Here is an 18158-nt window from a genome sequence, read left to right as displayed (position 1 = left end):
AATCATGTATCCCAATTGGAAAAACTTAAAGGAAAATCTTAATAAATATAAGCAATCTAGTGTAGTGGGGGTAAGCTGTATGGGTAAAACACAGCTTGCTAGAATGTACGCTTATGAAAATAAAGATAACTATAACATAATTTGGTTGATTGATTGTAATCTAAATATAGAGCCGCAATTACTCAAATTATCTAAAACTATTAATACCGAGGTAAAATTACCGGTGATTTCAGAAGATATGGCAGTGATGAAGAAAGATTTAATGGTTTATTTAGTAAGTAAAGATAAATGGTTATTGGTGTTTGAGAATTTAAAAATAGGCGAGAATAAGTATTAATTGGGAGTATAAAGGTAATATTATATTTTGTACCCAAGACGATGAATTATTATCTAACATAGTCAAAGCAAACGCTTTCACTAAGCCGGAAGCTGCATTACTTGCAAAAAATATATTGGAAAATAAAAATCTGGAATTAATAAATTGTTTGACTCAAGCATTTGGAGGTTATCCGATTCTCATAGTGCAAGGAGCACAAATATTAAATCAAATACAAGGTTTAAACTTAGAGAAATACAAGAAAAAGATAAAAGCCTCTAAGGATAAAATTGAGCTAAATATAAAACTTGTTAGCAATGAATTAAAGCCTAGTGCCAAGAGATTACTAGATGGGATAGCATTGCTTAATAATCAAAGTGTTTCAAAAGAATTATTAAATTCTATTACTGAAGATAAGCATAGTCTAGATGATGATATTTATCAGTTTTCTAAATTTGCTTTGATCTCTAATATTGAACCTAATGAAGTTAATCCGATATTTGAAATGCATGATGGAAAAAATATTACAAATAAATAGAGATAAAGGAAATAAAGAATATCTTAAACGTAGTGTTACTAATCTTTTAAATTCTATACCTAAAAGTTTAGTAAAGGGGCGTATTTTTAGAAATGCTAAAACTATACCGGATTAATTACAAAAAATGCAGAAAAATACGATATATCAATATATAAAATTTTAGAGTTATAAATTTATTAATACAATATGCTAATTCTTCCGATTTATATAACTCAAAAAATTAGTAAAGTGGTTTGATAAAAACGATCAAAAAGGTAAATTTAAATTATGGACAATGAATAATGAAGAAAAATTTTCTTATGCTGCATATTTAGGATGCATAGGGTGGTATTATAGAACTTGGTCAAATCCTAAAAAAGCAATTGAATAGATACGCAAGCTAAGCAGGTATTTGATGAAGTGAAAGTATATGATTCCATAAAATGTGATGTAGTTTTCGGTTCGGCTATATCCAATATTCAGCTAGGAAATCTAGAAGAAGCAGAAAAAAATATCCAAATGATGGAAGATATGTTCAATCAAAATCTAGTAGATCAAACTGACATAGCAACTATATATTATGCAAAAGCTAAATTATTTAATATCTAAGGTAAAAATTGTGAAGCATGAAGAAGAATTGACGATACTATAAATGCTTGTATCGAAAACGGGATGAAACCTCAAGATTTATTTCTTACCGGTTCATATCTCATTAAATTAGATGTATTAAATAATCTTAAGAAATATAAGGCAGCTCTTTCTTTATTAGAATAAGTATATGATATGAATAAGTCGAGTAAAAAAGAGACAAATCAAGTATTTGGACGAATTTTTACCCAAAAATCAAGAGCAAAACTAGGTTTAGGTGATGTTACCGAAGCTCTAGAATAAAAAAGCTAAAGCAATTTTTCTTAATGATCCAACTAGACCTAACAAAGAGATTATTATATCACCGGATATAGATTTGGCAAAAACGTTTGTTGCTGAAGGGGATGCACTAGTGTTACTTAATCAAAATGAGGAGGCGGTAGATGCTTATGCTACTGCTGAAAATATATATTGGAATAATTATAAAGAAAATATGAAAAATGTGTATGAAATAAGTAATATGTATTTTGCAGAGTTGTACTTTACCTAAGAAATTTTGGTATGAAAAATTCCGTAATAATCAGATAGAACAATTCGGTGCTGATCATCCGAATAGTATTAAAATTTTAAACCTTAAATGTGATGGTGCAAATTAGCTAGAATTTTTTCTGATTAGTGCAATAAAAAAACCGGACGCGGTAAGAATAATTCCAAGCCAAATAAAGCTTATCATTGGCTTGTAATATATTTTAGCATGGATTATATCGTCGTCTATATTACTTAAAACTGCGTAAAGATCATATAATAAGTAAGAGTATATATCACTTTCTTGCGATAAACTCTTTTCAACGATATAAAGTCTATTTTCCGGCTTTAATATAGTTATATTACGGCTATTATCCTCAAGCCAAAATTCAGCGATTTGTCTATAATAATTTTTACCTTGAGCAAACTTAATATTTTGCAATGTTACTTTAAATTCGTTAAATGTTTTACTTGTTCCTACTCTGCCGGTAAAATCCATTTCACTTTGTAATAATGTATTCATAGTAATACTAAAACTAATTAGTGCAAAACCAAAATGCCCAAGGATCATACTAGCGTTACTTGCTTTAAGTCTATTTCTACAATAATTAGTTTTAACCAAAAGATAATGAATATTATGAAGCATAAGAAATATAGATGCGATTATAGTTAAAATCGATATAACACTAAATGTTACTTTTAATGATATTAAATAAGTAATTATTAGAGATAATATTAGAATTATAATATGTTTTTTAATAGAGCTTCTGGTAGTAAATAATCCTATGGTACCAAGAATAGGGATAACGAATATAATAAAATTATTAACAAAAAATGTTTCACTAATAATAATAGATTTATCGTCGAATAAAGAGTAAATTGGCGGATAAAGTGTGGCAGCTATTAGCACAATAAGGCTAAGAAGGAGGAATATATTACCAAGGAGTATGGAGTTTCCACAATTCGTCATTGCAAAGCTACGAAAGTGGCTGTGGCAATCTCGGTTAGTTTCCTGAGATTGCTTCGTCAATGCTAATGCATTTCCTCGCAATGATGTGGTAGTATACCACCCAATACTACCAATCCCCATAATCAAAAATATCCCAAGCAAGTATATTCGTCTCTCAGGTGAGAATGCAAAAGAGTGAATTGAGGTAATAAAACCGGAACGTACTAAAAAAGCACTAAATATTACTAATAAAAAAGTAATGATGGATAAAATTACTGTCCAGTTTTGCATACGTCTGGTTTTTGTTGTTACAATTATAGAATGATGGAGCATAATTCCGGATAACCAAGGAAATAGTGAAATATTTTCTACCGGATCAAAAAACCAAAATCCGCCCCAGCCGAGTTCTCTATATGCCCACCAAGAACCAAGGCTAATTCCTATGGTAGTAAATAAGATACCGATATTGGAAAATGTTTTGAGAAGTCTTATGTCATTAATGGATTCCGGCTTTCGCGGGAATGACATAAGTGGGTATGAGAATGACATAGAAGCACAAACAATAGTAAACGGTACTACATAGCTAACATAGCCTAAATAAAGCAGAGGAGGATGGATGCTCAAAGCAATATCTTGTAGCATTGGGTTTAAGCCTAACCCTTCTTTAGGAACGAAAGAAAACACGTTAAAAGGATTGGAGGTAAAGTAAATAAAGCTGCTAAAAAATAATTGTATGGCTGATAGAATAATAATAGATAACAATTTAAGACGGTTATCTTTAAGTAAAAATATATAACAGCAACTAACGATTTGTAATAAACAAAACCATAATAACATTGAGCCTTCGTGGCTCGACCAACTACCGGCTATTTTATATATTAAAGGTTTTAAAGTACTGGAATTTAAGAAAACATTTTGTAGTGAAAAGTCAGAGATAATAAAAGAATAGACTAGGGTAAAAAAGGCAAGTATAGTACATGAGGCAGCTATGTAGAAGGGGCAAGTAATGAGGTAGTTGTCATTCCCACGAAAGCGGCAATCCAGTCTATAAAATAGAGATTTTTTATGGATTCCCGCTTTCGCAGGAATGACATAAAAGACAAAAGACAAACCGATAACCGACAAGTACATCGTTGTTAGTAGTAAAAAATTACCGATTTCACTCACTGCTTATTGTTGCCTCGGTAGTAGGTAATACGGTAATTTTTACACTATCAATCTTATTGGCAATTTTCTTTAAAATAATTACCTTTAAATTAAATATTTCAATTACTTCCCCTTGATTTGGAATTCTAGCAATTTTATGGATTATTAATCCTGCTATAGTGTTTGCATCTTCATCCGATAAATTCCAATCAAGTTCTCGGTTAATATCTCTAATAGTCGTAGTTCCTTTTATAATGAACTCGGTATTAGACTTCTTAATAATTTCATTATTAAGTCTATCATGTTCATCAGTAATGGGTCCTACGATTTCTTCTATAACATCTTCAAGAGTAATAATACCTAGTAGAGTACCATACTCATCTACAACACAAGCAAAATGATTATTACGTTCTCTAAATGCATGTAGCTGGTCTACTACAAGTGCATTCTCAGGGATAAACCAAGGTGGAGTTAGAAGTTTATTAATATCAACTTTTTTTGCATCATTATTATTTTCGTATAATGCTTTAAGCAAATCTTTGAGATTGAGAATCCCTATTATATTATCTCTATTATCTTGCCACAAAGGTATACGTGTATGAGCACCCGATAATAAAGTTTTAATTATCACTTCATGAGGTAGGTCGATATTAAGGGCTATAATACTACTTCTGTGAGTCATAATTTCCGATACCGTCATATTACGTATATCTAATATCCCGCCGAGCATATTACGATCAGATTTATAAACTCCGCCTTCTTGATGGTAATGCTCAATCACGCCTCTTACTTCTTCCGTTCCTGATATTTGAGGATTTAAATTAATACGAAATATGAAGCAAAATATTTTTGTAATGTAATCAAGAGCAATATTAATAGGTTTGAAAAGCTTTAAAAATATTACGATAGTTGAAGCCATTTTTAATGCTAATTGTTCAGGTTTAGCAACGGCTATTGCTTTCGGTACTACTTCGGCAAAAACAATAATTATAAAAGCCATAACGCCGGAAGCAACAATGGGTCCATTATCTCCAAGAAAGCTAATAAAGAGAGTAGTAGCAATAGTGGTACAAACAGTATTGATTAAACTATTACCTATTAATAAAGTTCCTATGACCTTTTCTTTTTTCTTAAGAACCTCTAAAATTGTTTTAGCACGCTTATTACCGGCGATTTTAAGCTTATGAATCTTCCCTGGGGAAGAAGCGGTAATAGCAGTTTCGGTAGCGGCAAATAAAGCAGATAAGGCGATCATTATTATAATAACGATCACAAGTATGGTAGTCATTCTTTGTTAAAATATAAATTAACTATAAATAATTATATTAGTAATTATAGATTTTGCCTAATGTTTTTTTGTTATCAACGACTCCTTTCAGTATCTTTTGTTTTTCGGCTGTTAATAAGATTGTGAAATTTGTTATTTGTCGATGATGTCTTGCGTGATTCGTGTCCAATCGTTATTGCTTGTTGCTGTATTAATAATGTATTAGCTTGAGCTTGCCTTAAATTTATACCTTGGTCTTTAGATTCTTCAGTAGTTAGAATTTTTTGCCCTTTAGAGAGTTTGATCGCACTATCGCATACGAAAACTCCGCAATCATATACATTTGCTTGTTGCTTGGTATTTAGGTCTGTTATTTTTGCATCGGGATAAATTTCGGTAATATATTCTGTTACTTTTGGTTGAGATTCCAATGGCTCACCATAGGGATCATTATACATAAAGTTTATATTACCTTTATCATCTTTACTAGCCATTAAGAGTAACCAATGTTTATGTCCTGTATTTAGTGGTATAATTGCAGGCTTATTATCTAGTATTAAATCCTCTACTGTAACACGAAGAGTATCTTTTAGTATTTCCGGCTCTTCTAAAGAGGCATGATGAAATATAGAGAACATATTCTTATCTATATTTGCTTCCAATATATTTTTTATATCATCTTCAGTGTATAAATAAGTAGGTTGTTTTATATTTCCTGTATTATAAACACCAACTTGATCTTCAGTATTTATAACCAGTGATGATTTTTTTTCAGGTATCTGCTGTTTTGGTTCTATTACTGGTTTAGCTAATTGTTGTTCTGCTTTTAGAGATTCCTTATACATTTCCTGTGGAATTCCTAATTTTTCCCATGGTTTTTGATTATTAGCGGGAGCTTGCTGTTGCGGTGGATTTATAGAAGATGCAACAGTGGTTAGTGGTTCTTCTGTTATTGTTGGCTTTGCTTCCGTAGTTGGAGTTGTTGATTCGTGAGTTTTAGGTTCTTCTTTTTTGCCGAATATTGCTTCTTTAAAACTAGTTATTATATCTTTAAAATAGTTAAAAATTCTTTTAAAAAAACCTTGCGGTTGTGGTTGGTTTGCTTTTGGAGGTTCATATGATATTGTTTGTTCTACTTGTATATCCTTAGGTCTATCATTCATAACTTTCTTTGTATTAATAAAATTAAAGTCAATAGGATTTACATCAGTTTTACCTAAATCTTTTTGAAATTGCCTAGATATTTGTGATACATATTTTTTTAAGTTTTCAGCAGCATTATTTGCATCTTTTAAGATTTCATTAATTTCGAGTTTCAATCCGTAAATTTGATCTTCAGAGGTAATACCGAATTTAGCAGTGATAAGATTTGTTGCTTCGTCTGCAGAAAGAGGCCAAGTTTCTATAATCACTCTACCGCCTTGATTTTTAGCGTTTTTTATTATTTTATCTAGCGTTTCTTTATCAGGTATTGTACCGGAAAGTAATTGATCAACTTTACGATCAGATACAAGATTGTTAAAAACAGATGTTACTAAACTTATATCTGTAATTGTAGTGGCTTTATCTTTTGGTACTATACCATCGGCTATAGATAAATTTTGATCTGCTTCATTTGTAAAAAAAACATGATCAACTTTTTTCATAATTTGCTTCCAATAAGCTTCTAGTGCAGAATTTTGGGGTAATGAATTATATTGATCAAAAGTAATAGTAGTTTTTATATTTAAATTTCGTAAATTAATTAAATCTTGTACCTTAAAAATGGGTTGTATATTATTGTTATTAAGTTGAATATTAAAAATCGGTGTTTTGCCCTTTTTGTGGGATTCTTGTAAGATCTCCGAAAAAATACGTTCTTTATCGGGTATATGTGATGCTTTATTAACTTCTAGCCGGATAATAGGCAGTTTATTTTGAGTTTCCTGCTTGTTTATTTTCTCTAATATCCGATCTTCATCTCCAAGTAACAGAGTAAATATAATAGGCGCAGCCATTACTAACCTTTATTAAAAGAATGTTGGGGTCTGTGAAAATTTCTAATTGATTTGCTATTTTAAGATATTTTTGAGCAAAAATTATAAGGTTTTTGAAGGAATAGTTATTCATATTGCAAAAAAATCTTATAATTTGCAGCAAAAAAGAGCCAAAATTAAATCTTTTTAGAAATCTTCACAGAATCTACATATAATTATTAGAATTTTTGAGCTTTAAATCAAGCTATATTTAATAATCTGTGCTTTAGCTTATATAATTTATCCATTTTATGTGCTAATGCATGGTTATGTGTTACCATAATAATTGCGGTATTTTGTTCTTTTGCTACTTTTAAAAATAAATTAAATACTTCATTTGTAGTTTTGGGATCTAAATTACCTGTCGGTTCATCTGCTAAAATAATTTTCGGCTTATTAATTAAGCTCCGAGCTATAGCGACCCGTTGTTGTTCTCCTCCCGATAATTCTCCAGGCATATTATAGAGTTTTTTCCCAAGCCCTAAATCATCTAATATCTTTGTTGCATCTTCTATTGCTTCTTTTTGATCAAGACCACTAATAAGCCTTGGCATAATAACATTTTCAAGAGCGGTAAAATCTTTAAGTAAGTGATGTTGTTGATAGATAAAACCTAAATAATGAAGACGAATTAGATGATATTTTTGATACTTGCTATTTGGTATGATGACTTGACCTTTTGTAGGTTTATCAAGCAAGCCGGCAATATGTAGTAAAGTTGATTTGCCGCTACCTGAAGAACCTATTATAGCGATTAATTCACCTTCATTAACCGTTAGATTAAGATCATCTAGTACTCTAACAATAGTTTTGCCTTGGCTGTAATGTTTTGAGATATTTTTTAAAATGAGGACTGTATTATTCATATCTTAGGGCATCCACGGGATTTAATTTTGAGGCTCTATAAGAAGGATAAATTGTCGCAAGAAAACACAATATTATAGATAAAGAGGTAATTAAAATAATATCCTCAGCTCTTACTTTTGAAGGTAAACTATAAAGAAAATAAATAGCTGCCTCGAAAATTTTAGTACCGGTTATACGCTCCAAATAATTCTTGATAGTTTGAATATTATAAGAAAAGGTAACACCAAGGATTACACCTAGTGTTGTGCCAAGTAATCCTATAAACATTCCGTTATAGATAAAAATAAGCATTATTTGCTTAGTGCTTGCTCCCATAGTTCTAAGAATTGCAATATCTGAAGTTTTATCTTTAACAAGCATAAATAAGCTTGAAATAATATTAAATGCGGCAACCGTAATAATTAAAGATAGAATAGTAAACATAGCCGTACGCTCAACAGCAAGAGCACTTAAAAATTGTGAATTTAAGGTTTGCCAATTAAATACATATAGGGTTGGACCTAAGAGTGATTGTATTTTATGTGAATATGTGAGAGCTTTATCGGGATCTAGACTATTAATTTCGATTAAATTAATATCGTTGCCGAGAGATAAGAAATTTTGTGCTGCGGTAAGCGGCATTAATATCGTTGTCAAATCATAATCATACATACCGCTATTGAAAATTGCTATAACTTTAAATTCTTTTGATCTTGGCATACTGCCAAAGGTGGTAGAAACTGAATTCGGTGAAATTAATCTAATCTTATCCCCAACGGTTACGCCTAAATTGCTTGCTAATTGTTCTCCGAGTGCTATTACGTTTTTGCCGTGAAAATTATCAAAACTACCAAAATTTACATTTTTAAAAATTTCATTTCTTACACTTAGATCCTTTAATTTCATACCTTTAACAAGCACACCGCTATTATTACTTTTACCAAGAGCCAAAGCTTGACCGTGAGCAATGAATGTTACATGTTTTATATAATCTTGTTTTAGGAGTTTGGCTTTAATCTCTTCATAGTTATCAATACTACCACCTTGCCGATTTATCACTATATCCCCATTTAAGCCGATAATATTTTTAGTAAGCTCTATATGAAAACCGTTCATAACGGACATGACTACTATCAATGCTGCAACGCCGATCATGACGCCCACTAAAGAAAAGGCAGAAATAATAGAAACAAACTTTTCGTTTTTCTTAGCTCTAAAATATCTGAAAGCTATCTTGAAGATAAAATTGTTATTGATCATTTGTTTATTTTTTCTTACATCCGTTTCTAGGTTATTCCTGTGTGAATTAGCTTTTGTGTCATTGTGAACAGCCGTAGGCTGTGTGGCAATCTTATGAAATAATAACAAATGCCTGAGATTGTTTCGTCAACACTTACAGTTTTTCCTCGCAATGACGACACAATTGATGACATAAAGACATCTACACGTTACTAGAAATCTCAAAGACTTTAGCATACTTAAATAATTTAGGTAATGTTACTAACCCAAATAGTGTAACACTGGATATAGTAATGCCAAGAGGAGTAAAAGTACCGTTATATAAAAATCCTACTAATTGCAGCCCAAATGCCGTTAAAATCAATCTAGCCACAGTGAAAATAGCCGTCATACGAGCTTCACCGTCCGGAATAGCTTCTAAAAGCAATGGCCATAATATGTTAATCGGATATATCACGCCAAGAGATAATAATAAAGTAACTATTGTTATGGTTAAAGGATTATTAATATTATATACAACTAATATGCTATTGCCTAGTAGGAATAGTATTATAAATATAACTCCAAAATATAAACAATTTTTAATACCGAATTTTTTAAAGCAATAACCGCTTGAAAAGCTCATAATTGAGAATAGAGCTGCCATTGCTCCTTGATAAAATCCGAAATATTCTAAAGTTACACCTAAATCTTGCATATATAAAATAGGAGCAATCCCAATAAATATCCAATATCCTTGTGCAAGAAATATCATTGTAAGTATATAATATATAGCTTTTGGCGATTTGAAGATAGGTATATATTCTTTTAAAGAAGTACGTATTTTTTTATTAACTTCTCTTTTTGGCATAAATAATATACCAAGAATTAGGCTGATCAAACCTACTATAAGCAACAAAACAAAATTGCCACGCCAGCCCCAAAATAAATTGACATAGCTACCTACAACTGGTGCTATTGCCATAGAAAGGGCAATAGTGCCGTTTACAATGCCCATGAATCTTTGCTGTTCTTGTACCGAATAAATATCGGCAAGAACAATATATACTAGTACTGCAACCGATGATATCCCGCATCCTTGCAAAAATCTTCCAAATAATATCGCTGCACAATTATTTGCAAATACACAAAATAAAATACCAAGATTAAAAATCAGTAAACCGAGTATAATAATCGGTCTGCGTCCGTACCTATCTCCTAAATTACCGACTATAAGCGAAGTAATACAATAAGCAGTTAGATTAACACCAAGTAGTAACTCTGTCATAAAAGTTGAAAGGTTGAATGTATCTTGTATTTCAGGAAGACTTGGAATTAATAAATCTATTTCCGCTCCAGCGAGTATTCCATGATGATTACGGTAATAATTAATTGTTAGTTTGAGGTTATTTTAGCAAAGTATTATTGAAGCCGAAAGCCTTGCGCGATGTCATCCCTGCGAGGCATTGTTGCATAGATACCAAGTCGTCATTGCGAGCGAACGTTAGTGAGCATGGCAATCTCAGGAATTCTTCCCAAGATTGCTTCATCAATTTACTATTGTAAATTTTCTCGCAATGATGGAAAAACCGATCCACGCAACAACATTTTTGCGGGAATGACATAAATAAGGACGCAGGAATGGCAGCAAAGCCACACAACAAATTAGCTTTCTATATTCTTATAGCTTACAATAATTAGTGTATTGTTTTACTAAAGAAAGAATAAATGAATACTTATGCTCGTCTAGCAATTTTTATTTATCAGGAGTATATACATGATACGATAACAGGAAGACTAAAAGGAAGTGCAAGCAGAAACTTTTAGTAATATATGTTAATAATAATGATTTCTAAGATGTGGGACTATTAACAAAATAAATTTTAAAGCTAATTAAATTTATTTTTACTGCAAATTATAAGGCTTTTTTAAAATAAGATTAACTATTCCTTCAAAACTCTTATTAATTTTCGCTAAAAATTCTTGTTAATTATCAATTAAAATTATTTTGTTCCCAGTCCCCTATCAATAATTTTAAAAATTAATTAAAATATTACTGATTAATTCCTAAAGCTTGTTTTTGAGTATCGGTAGTATTCTCCATTACCCACTTTTGAACATCAGGACTTAACATATTATACTGATCTGCTGTTAAACTAGCAACCCAAGCTTGTTGATCGTCAGTACTCATAGCTTGTATTTGGGTTGTTGTAACTGAAGTTGGGGCAGGCATTTGCATTGATGAAGCAAATACTGAGCTCGCGAAAGTTAGAATTAATAAAATCTTTAATAAATTTTTCATTTTGTAAACCTTTTTTGTTTTGTAATTACGATTATAACAAAGCTACGGCAGCTTTCAAGCTAAATTATATTAAACATTTAAATTTTTTATACTAAGGAACTTTTATTGTAATAAATATATCAATTATACACTTTATTGTCATTCCCGCGAAAGCGGGAATCTAGTAAAAAGCGTTCAGTCTCATACCGTGGCTTGACCACGGGAGCTTGTGTCACAGATTATGCCCTAAGATACCACGCTCAAGTCGTGGTATGACATTAAGGTTGACTGGATTCCTGCTTTCGCAGGAATGACATACCCCTTTATATTGTTAACTGCTCTCTGCAAATATTTCGATAAATTTCTGAGTTTTTAGATAAATCATTATGTGATCCTTCAGCGACTACTCCTCCTTTATCTATGACTAAAATATAATCAGCTGATTCTATACTACTAATGCGATGGGCAATTGATATAATAATGTTCCCTCTCATTATTTTTTTTATAGACTCTAGTAATTTCTGTTCGCTCATCGTATCTAAAGCACTCATTGCCTCATCAAGAAGCAAAATTTGCGGCATGCGTAGTAATGCTCTAGCAATAGCTATTCTTTGTTTCTGTCCTCCTGATAATCTAACCCCTCTTTCACCGATTTTAGCATTTATACCGTCATGAAGTTTAGCAGCAAATTCTTCTATTCCTGTAATTTTTATTATCTCATTTATTTCGTCGTCGCTTGCTTCATTATTACCAAATATAATATTTGATTTTATAGTGCCGGAAAAAATGCTAGCCTCTTGAGGAACATAGGCAATTAATTTACGAATTTCAGCAGGATTTAAAAGAGTGATATCTTGATTGTTAATAAGGATAGTGCCGTTTTCTTGCCGGTAAAAACGCAGCAGTAACTGCATCACAGTACTTTTGCCTGAACCTGATCTACCTACAATACCAAGAAACTTATTGGCATTTATCTTCAAAGACATATTATTAATAATCCTTAAATTAGGTCTTGAATGATAGGTAAAATCAACATTTTTGAATTCTATCGAGATTGGATCGGAATTATTTAATTCTAAATAATTATTATGTGCTATAGGTGTCTTATCTATAATTGTAATTATTCTCTCAAGGGCTGTAACAGGTAAATGCATTTCGCTTAGTAGCTCAAAAATACCGCCACAGCTAACTCCGGCGATAATCGCATAATAAATAAACGAGATAATTTGTCCCGCAGATAAATGACCTTTCACTATATCTGAAGCTCCGATCCAAACGACTAAAGTAATCGCAAGAAATATAACGGCTATTGAAATCGCAAAGAATAAAGCACGAATTTTTAAACGGGTTTTGCAGTATATTAAATAGTTTTGTAATTTAGTGTCAAAATCGGCAATTTTGTTTATTTGATGGTTAAAAGCATAAATAGCTCTAATATTATTAAAAGTTTCATCAATATCCGATGCTAAAAGTGACTTAGATTCTAGAGCTTTTTTAGATAAAACCTTAACATGCTTGCCGAATTTAATTAAAGGAATTAATAAGATAGGAATGGTAATAATTACTATAGAAGCGAGTTTAAAGCTTTCAAAAAACATTAATGTAATGCCGCCAATTAGCATCACCGAATTGCGAATAAAAAAAGATAAGAAATTAACGATGAGAGTAGATATTTGATCTATATCATTTGTTAGGCGTGAAATTATATCGCCGATTTTTAGTTCTTCAAACTCTTCAATTTCATAATTAATTAAATTACTATAAGCTTCTTTTCTTATTTGATTAACTGCCTTTTCAGCAACATTATTGATAAAATATGAACGAAAAAAACTAGCAATACTTAAGATGATAATTAATAAACAAATATATAATATAGATTTATCAACCGATAAAATATGGTCTTTGCTCAAGCCTTTATCAACTAAATTTCTAAAAACACTACCGATTAGTAATAATGAAGCTGATACGCTAAGTAAAGAGATCATAACGATGATCAAATCTTTTTTATAGAACCTTAGATATTTAGCTAGTCTATATAAAAGTTTGATATCCATAAGAAAAAAATGTCATTGCGAACGACTGTAGGCGTTGTTGCATGGATGTCAAATCGTCATTGCAAGGAGCGAAGCGACATGGCAATCCAGAAAAATAACAAAAAAGTACTAATTTTAGCATTTTTTACTGGATTGCGTCGTCAATTATTTTGTAATTTTCTTCGCAATGATGATTTGGTAACCACACAACAATTCCACAATATGGGGCGAGTGACGGGATTCGAACCCGCGACCCTCAGAACCACAACCTGATGCTCTAACCAACTGAGCTACACCCGCCATAAATTAACAACATAAATTTAGATTATCAGAAGGAGTTAGTCAAGAATATTTATTGTATTAACATATATTATTTGACTTATATATTATAACTATATATAGTTACAACATGAATGAGTATATAAAACAAAGAAAGCTAAACAAAATCCTAAAGGATTCAGTTTCTCTGATTCATACTTTAATGACTAAGTGCGGTTGGGTTAAAGATAGGCAAAAAGGTAGCCATCAGATTTGGTACTTGCCCAAAGGAAATAGGTTATCTATTCACACTTTTGGAAATATGGAAAAAGAATATCAAGTTCGACCATTTTTAAACTTTGCAAAAGGAAATGAAGATGAAAACAAATGATACATTTGATGGGTTTACTATAGAACTTTTTAAAGATACGGATGGAGATTGGCTAGCAAGGTTTGAAGAGCTACCGAATGTATCAGCTTTTGGTAATTCGCCTGAAACAGCGCTGCAAGAATTACAACAAGCTTGGACTTTAATGAAAGAAAGTTATATAAGTCATAATCAATCTATCCCCTTAGCTCCGTCTAGGAAAGAGTATAGCGGACAGTTTAATGTTAGAGTAGATAAACGTGTGCATCGAGCTTTAGTACTTGAAGCACTTAGAGCAAAAATTAGTTTAAATGCTTTAGTATCTCAAAAATTAACTTTATCGGTAAAACAATGAAAAAAAAAGCAGTGATTTTATTAAGCGGTGGACCTGATTCTACTACGGTTCTTGAGATAGTTAGCAAAACGGATTATGAAATTTATGCTCTAAGTTTTAATTATCATAGACGCAATAGTCTGGAAGTCCAAAAAATCCAAGGATTAATTAAAGATTATAATGTAAAACAACATAGGGTTATTAATATTGATTTGCAGTCATTTATCGGTTCTGCATTGACTGATGATAATATAGATGTACCAAAATTTAAAAACACAGATCAATTACCAAGTGACATACCGGTTACTTATGTACCGGCACGTAATACAATATTTTTAAGCTACGCACTAGGAGTTGCTGAGGTTATAGGAGCTAGAGATATTTTTATTGGGGTACACACTAATGATTATACTAACTATCCTGATTGTCGTCCTGAATATATAAAATCTTTTGAAGCAATGGCAAATTTAGCAACTAGGGTAGGAGTAAATGGAGAAAAAATTACTATCCATGCTCCTTTAATAAATATGACCAAAGAGCAAATAATTAAAAAAGGGCTTGAGCTTGGAGTAGATTATAGTAAAACAATATCATGTTATGATCCAACAGAAGACGGTTTATCTTGTGGTCAATGTCTATCATGCATTGTACGACTTGATGCTTTTAAAAAGAATAATGTACAAGACCCGATTCAGTATGTATAATTATAGATATATACTCATAAATAAAATTAATAATAAAATAATATGAAGTAAATTTGTATACAAGGTGGAAACCGTTGTTCACCTTGTATACTCATTATTTAAAAATCTTCTGTATAATATAAATATTGCATATTCATATTATACAGAAAAATAGTTAGTATATATGATAAATAGAGGACATTTATATGCCCCTTTTCCTGTGCTTGATTTAAACGATATAGTTTTACGAGAGTTAGTCGCGGAGGATGCACAAGATTATTTTAATTATATGAGTAAGCCGGAAATGGCTATTTATATAACTGATAGCAATAGGCCTAAAGATGTAGAAGAAGCCGGAGAGGAAATACGTTATTGGTCTAGTTTATATAAAAATCATAGAAGTTTTTATTGGGGAATTGCCATTAAAGACGATAATAAATTAATAGGTACTGCCGGTTTTAATATAATAAATCTAGAGCATCATAGAGCAGAAATAAGTTATGATCTAGATCCTAATTTTTGGGGTCAAGGTATGATGTTAAAATCTATAAAGAATATTTTAAAATTTGCTGATTATATTGGTATTATAAGAGTACAAGCAACAGTAATTACTGATAATTTTCGTTCAATTAATCTTCTTGAGAGATGCGGTTTTGCTAGGGAAGGAATTCTTAAAAAATACGAAATAGTTGCAGATGAGCATAAAGATTATTATATATACGCAAGAGTACTATAGTAAGAATTGTTAAAATAAACATAAAAAAGAAAGTTAATGGTAGTAGAAGCTGATACAAAAGCATTGATTTGTTCGTTTTGTAGTAAAAAACAACATGAAGTAAAAAAACTGATAGCAGGTCCTGCAGTATTTATTTGTGATGAATGTATAGATTTATGTACAGATATTATGAAAGAAGAAAATAAAGTTGCTTTAAAGCAAATTACTTCTTCAATTCCAACGCCGCAAAAAATATGTGGCATTCTAAATGATTATGTAGTTGGGCAAGATCAAGCGAAAAAGATTTTAGCAGTAGCGGTTTATAACCATTATAAGAGGCTTGAATATGTACAATCCGGCAATAATGACGTTGAGCTTAATAAGTCGAATATCTTACTGATCGGTCCTACCGGTTCAGGAAAAACTGTACTTGCTCAAACGCTTGCTAAAATTTTAGACGTACCTTTTACTATGGCGGATGCTACTTCCTTAACGGAAGCCGGGTATGTCGGTGAAGATGTTGAGAATATATTACTACGTTTATTGATAGCATCTGAGTTTAATATAGCAAAAGCACAAAAAGGTATAATTTATATTGACGAGGTTGATAAAATTGCCCGTAAATCGGAGAATCCTTCTATTACACGGGATGTATCGGGTGAAGGAGTACAGCAGGCATTACTTAAAATTATGGAAGGAACAGTTGCTTCCGTGCCTCCTCAAGGCGGTAGGAAACACCCACAACAAGATTTCGTACAGTTAGATACTTCAAATATCTTATTTATTTGTGGTGGTGCTTTTATGGGGATTGATAGCATTATAACCTCAAGAACTAATCATAGTTCTATAGGCTTTGCAGCTAACGTAAATATAGATAAAGAGAAAAATAATAGTGAGATTCTTAAATCCCTAGAGATTGAGGATTTAACTAAATTCGGTTTAATTCCTGAATTTATCGGTAGATTACCTATCGTTACTACTTTAGATGAGTTAGACAAAGAAGCTTTAATTACAATTTTAACTAAGCCTAAGAACGCCATAGTAAAGCAATATCAGAAACAATTTGAGCTTGATGATGCTGAGCTTGTAATTGATGATTCAGCCTTAGAAACTATTGCCGAAAAAGCTCTAGCTAAAAAGACGGGAGCAAGAGGACTGCGTTCAATACTTGAGCATCTTTTGCTTGATAGTATGTATAAAGTTGCCGAGCTCAAAAAACAGCGTGTTACTATTACAAAAGAGGTAGTTAACGGCTTAGTCGAACCGATAATGACCTCTATCATTTCTACAAAATCAAACAAAAAACAACCGATTATTGCAGATATACCGGCGTAAATATTATTTCTTCTCTATGTCATTCCCGCGTAGGCGGGAATCCAGAAAAATAACTTCAATATTGATGTAAGAAGTGACACATGTGATAAAGTAAACCTATACAACACAAGTTTTTTATATGTTTTACTGGATTCCCGCCTACGCGGGAATGACATAAACAAGCCTGCAACAAGACCTACGACTGCTCACAATGATGGGTGGGTATCCACACAACAACGCTGGCTTGACCACAGGACAATACTAATTTAGTATAAAATTTATCCTAAACTAGTATTATAGCGGTTTAAATACCATTAAGAAAAAAATAATACTCAAACTGATAAATACCGGCCAGCCTAGGTAGAATCATAATTTAAATAATTTATAATATTTTTCCGGTAGGGGAATGCACGGTTTTAATGCTTCAAGTGCCATATTGCGTAGTGGAATTTGAATCCATACCACCAGAAGCCAACAACTACCGGCGATTATGTATCCGCTATAAGTTAAGGTAAGCCATAAATCAAAATAATTATAGCCAAGCATATTTACTAATATTATGCCGCTAACCGGTTGAATTATCACAGTTGGAGTAGTAAAAAGAAGATCAGCTATTGTAGTGCGAGTTGCATATGCCGTTGCATTCAAATCACCGGTTTTATTTGCCACCACATAAAAACGGCAGTACCAATTCCAGTACCAAATAAAGTGGTAGAGCTAATAATATGAATAGTTTTTATAAAAAGATAATCCATTATTTATCTCGTTCTATTGCCATGAATACTA

The 18158-nt window shown here is 31.6% G+C and carries 17 protein-coding genes, 1 tRNA gene and 2 pseudogenes; 10 read left to right on the top strand and 10 right to left on the bottom strand.

The window, feature by feature from the left end; all coding sequences use genetic code 11:
• Positions 1–4 precede the first annotated feature (4 nt).
• The 5 genes from RSA_RS09725 (at position 5) to RSA_RS09715 (ending at position 1971) form a co-directional block, all read left to right on the top strand.
• Positions 5–337, top strand: coding sequence for a hypothetical protein (locus RSA_RS09725; RefSeq protein WP_231284218.1), 333 nt, complete (start codon positions 5–7; stop codon positions 335–337).
• Between the two features lie 115 nt (positions 338–452).
• A complete protein-coding gene (locus RSA_RS09720; RefSeq protein WP_080582447.1) occupies positions 453–854 on the top strand; it encodes a hypothetical protein in 402 nt (133 codons plus the stop codon).
• Positions 826–969, top strand: coding sequence for a hypothetical protein (locus tag RSA_RS08615; RefSeq protein ID WP_155105210.1), 144 nt, complete (start codon positions 826–828; stop codon positions 967–969). Before RSA_RS09720 ends, RSA_RS08615 begins: the two co-directional genes overlap by 29 nt.
• A gap of 284 nt (positions 970–1253) precedes the next feature.
• Complete coding sequence (locus RSA_RS05420) at positions 1254–1442, top strand: hypothetical protein (protein WP_049796661.1); 189 nt, start codon at positions 1254–1256, stop codon at positions 1440–1442.
• Between the two features lie 355 nt (positions 1443–1797).
• Positions 1798–1971: a hypothetical protein gene (locus RSA_RS09715; RefSeq protein ID WP_230455896.1), complete on the top strand. Its 174-nt coding sequence runs from the start codon at positions 1798–1800 to the stop codon at positions 1969–1971.
• Between the two features lie 102 nt (positions 1972–2073).
• Here the strand turns inward: RSA_RS09715 and RSA_RS05415 are convergent, their stop codons facing one another.
• The 9 genes and pseudogenes from RSA_RS05415 to RSA_RS05375 form a co-directional block, all read right to left on the bottom strand.
• Positions 2074–4062, bottom strand: a complete 1989-nt coding sequence (locus RSA_RS05415) for a heme lyase CcmF/NrfE family subunit (protein ID WP_081498229.1) — start codon at positions 4060–4062, stop codon at positions 2074–2076.
• The gene (locus tag RSA_RS05410; protein WP_004997632.1) at positions 4055–5329 is read right to left on the bottom strand and encodes an HlyC/CorC family transporter; all 1275 of its coding nucleotides are present in this window, start codon (positions 5327–5329) and stop codon (positions 4055–4057) included. The genes RSA_RS05415 and RSA_RS05410 overlap by 8 nt, the downstream gene beginning before the upstream one ends.
• A 74-nt stretch (positions 5330–5403) precedes the next feature.
• The gene (locus RSA_RS05405; RefSeq protein WP_014364960.1) at positions 5404–7305 is read right to left on the bottom strand and encodes a Ulp1 family isopeptidase; all 1902 of its coding nucleotides are present in this window, start codon (positions 7303–7305) and stop codon (positions 5404–5406) included.
• 218 nt (positions 7306–7523) lie between these two features.
• On the bottom strand, positions 7524–8189 hold the full coding sequence (locus RSA_RS05400; protein WP_012151212.1) for an ABC transporter ATP-binding protein: 666 nt from the start codon (positions 8187–8189) through the stop codon (positions 7524–7526).
• Entirely contained in the window at positions 8182–9429 is a 1248-nt protein-coding gene (locus tag RSA_RS05395; protein ID WP_014362405.1) for a lipoprotein-releasing ABC transporter permease subunit, read from the bottom strand. The genes RSA_RS05400 and RSA_RS05395 overlap by 8 nt, the downstream gene beginning before the upstream one ends.
• 181 nt (positions 9430–9610) lie before the next feature.
• Positions 9611–10758 (bottom strand): annotated as a pseudogene (locus RSA_RS05390) (multidrug effflux MFS transporter).
• A gap of 682 nt (positions 10759–11440) precedes the next feature.
• Positions 11441–11689, bottom strand: coding sequence for a DUF2673 domain-containing protein (locus tag RSA_RS05385; RefSeq protein WP_012151209.1), 249 nt, complete (start codon positions 11687–11689; stop codon positions 11441–11443).
• Positions 11690–11991: 302 nt separating this feature from the next.
• On the bottom strand, positions 11992–13722 hold the full coding sequence (locus RSA_RS05380; protein WP_014364958.1) for an ABC transporter ATP-binding protein: 1731 nt from the start codon (positions 13720–13722) through the stop codon (positions 11992–11994).
• 202 nt (positions 13723–13924) lie between these two features.
• Positions 13925–14001: transfer RNA gene (locus RSA_RS05375), tRNA-His, on the bottom strand.
• A 181-nt stretch (positions 14002–14182) separates the two neighbouring features.
• Here RSA_RS05375 and RSA_RS05370 point away from each other — a divergent pair.
• The 5 genes from RSA_RS05370 (at position 14183) to clpX (ending at position 17393) form a co-directional block, all read left to right on the top strand.
• Positions 14183–14350 carry a type II toxin-antitoxin system HicA family toxin gene (locus RSA_RS05370; protein ID WP_004997648.1) on the top strand — a complete coding sequence of 56 codons (168 nt, stop codon included), beginning with the start codon at positions 14183–14185 and terminating at the stop codon, positions 14348–14350.
• Positions 14337–14681 (top strand): type II toxin-antitoxin system HicB family antitoxin, encoded by a 345-nt coding sequence (locus RSA_RS05365; protein WP_014364956.1) that lies wholly within the window; start codon positions 14337–14339, stop codon positions 14679–14681. The genes RSA_RS05370 and RSA_RS05365 overlap by 14 nt, the downstream gene beginning before the upstream one ends.
• Positions 14678–15364, top strand: a complete 687-nt coding sequence (gene queC / locus RSA_RS05360; RefSeq protein WP_012151205.1) for a 7-cyano-7-deazaguanine synthase QueC — start codon at positions 14678–14680, stop codon at positions 15362–15364. The genes RSA_RS05365 and queC overlap by 4 nt, the downstream gene beginning before the upstream one ends.
• 163 nt (positions 15365–15527) lie before the next feature.
• Positions 15528–16079 carry a GNAT family N-acetyltransferase gene (locus RSA_RS05355; protein WP_014364955.1) on the top strand — a complete coding sequence of 184 codons (552 nt, stop codon included), beginning with the start codon at positions 15528–15530 and terminating at the stop codon, positions 16077–16079.
• A gap of 36 nt (positions 16080–16115) precedes the next feature.
• Positions 16116–17393: an ATP-dependent Clp protease ATP-binding subunit ClpX gene (gene clpX / locus RSA_RS05350; protein WP_014364954.1), complete on the top strand. Its 1278-nt coding sequence runs from the start codon at positions 16116–16118 to the stop codon at positions 17391–17393.
• Between the two features lie 345 nt (positions 17394–17738).
• On the opposite strand, the pseudogene RSA_RS05345 reads toward clpX, so the two are convergent.
• A pseudogene (locus RSA_RS05345) lies at positions 17739–18127 on the bottom strand (DUF2269 family protein).
• Positions 18128–18158 lie beyond the last annotated feature (31 nt).

Origin of the sequence: Rickettsia philipii str. 364D (assembly GCF_000283995.1) — a bacterium.
GTDB lineage: Bacteria > Pseudomonadota > Alphaproteobacteria > Rickettsiales > Rickettsiaceae > Rickettsia > Rickettsia rickettsii.
The sequence above is the reverse complement of the archived record's forward strand: the minus strand, read 5'-3'. Positions and strand labels throughout refer to the sequence as shown.

What these genes read in the sequence shown, in the direction of transcription:
- RSA_RS09725 (WP_231284218.1), top strand. Translation starts at nt 5, where the DNA reads ATGTATCCCAATTGGAAAAACTTAAAGGAAAATCTTAATAAATATAAG.
- RSA_RS08615 (WP_155105210.1), top strand. Translation starts at nt 826, where the DNA reads ATGATGGAAAAAATATTACAAATAAATAGAGATAAAGGAAATAAAGAA.
- RSA_RS05410 (WP_004997632.1), bottom strand. Translation starts at nt 5,329, where the DNA reads ATGACTACCATACTTGTGATCGTTATTATAATAATGATCGCCTTATCT.
- RSA_RS05405 (WP_014364960.1), bottom strand. Translation starts at nt 7,305, where the DNA reads ATGGCTGCGCCTATTATATTTACTCTGTTACTTGGAGATGAAGATCGG.
- RSA_RS05400 (WP_012151212.1), bottom strand. Translation starts at nt 8,189, where the DNA reads ATGAATAATACAGTCCTCATTTTAAAAAATATCTCAAAACATTACAGC.
- RSA_RS05395 (WP_014362405.1), bottom strand. Translation starts at nt 9,429, where the DNA reads ATGATCAATAACAATTTTATCTTCAAGATAGCTTTCAGATATTTTAGA.
- RSA_RS05385 (WP_012151209.1), bottom strand. Translation starts at nt 11,689, where the DNA reads ATGAAAAATTTATTAAAGATTTTATTAATTCTAACTTTCGCGAGCTCA.
- RSA_RS05380 (WP_014364958.1), bottom strand. Translation starts at nt 13,722, where the DNA reads ATGGATATCAAACTTTTATATAGACTAGCTAAATATCTAAGGTTCTAT.
- RSA_RS05370 (WP_004997648.1), top strand. Translation starts at nt 14,183, where the DNA reads ATGACTAAGTGCGGTTGGGTTAAAGATAGGCAAAAAGGTAGCCATCAG.
- RSA_RS05365 (WP_014364956.1), top strand. Translation starts at nt 14,337, where the DNA reads ATGAAAACAAATGATACATTTGATGGGTTTACTATAGAACTTTTTAAA.
- queC (WP_012151205.1), top strand. Translation starts at nt 14,678, where the DNA reads ATGAAAAAAAAAGCAGTGATTTTATTAAGCGGTGGACCTGATTCTACT.
- RSA_RS05355 (WP_014364955.1), top strand. Translation starts at nt 15,528, where the DNA reads ATGATAAATAGAGGACATTTATATGCCCCTTTTCCTGTGCTTGATTTA.
- clpX (WP_014364954.1), top strand. Translation starts at nt 16,116, where the DNA reads ATGGTAGTAGAAGCTGATACAAAAGCATTGATTTGTTCGTTTTGTAGT.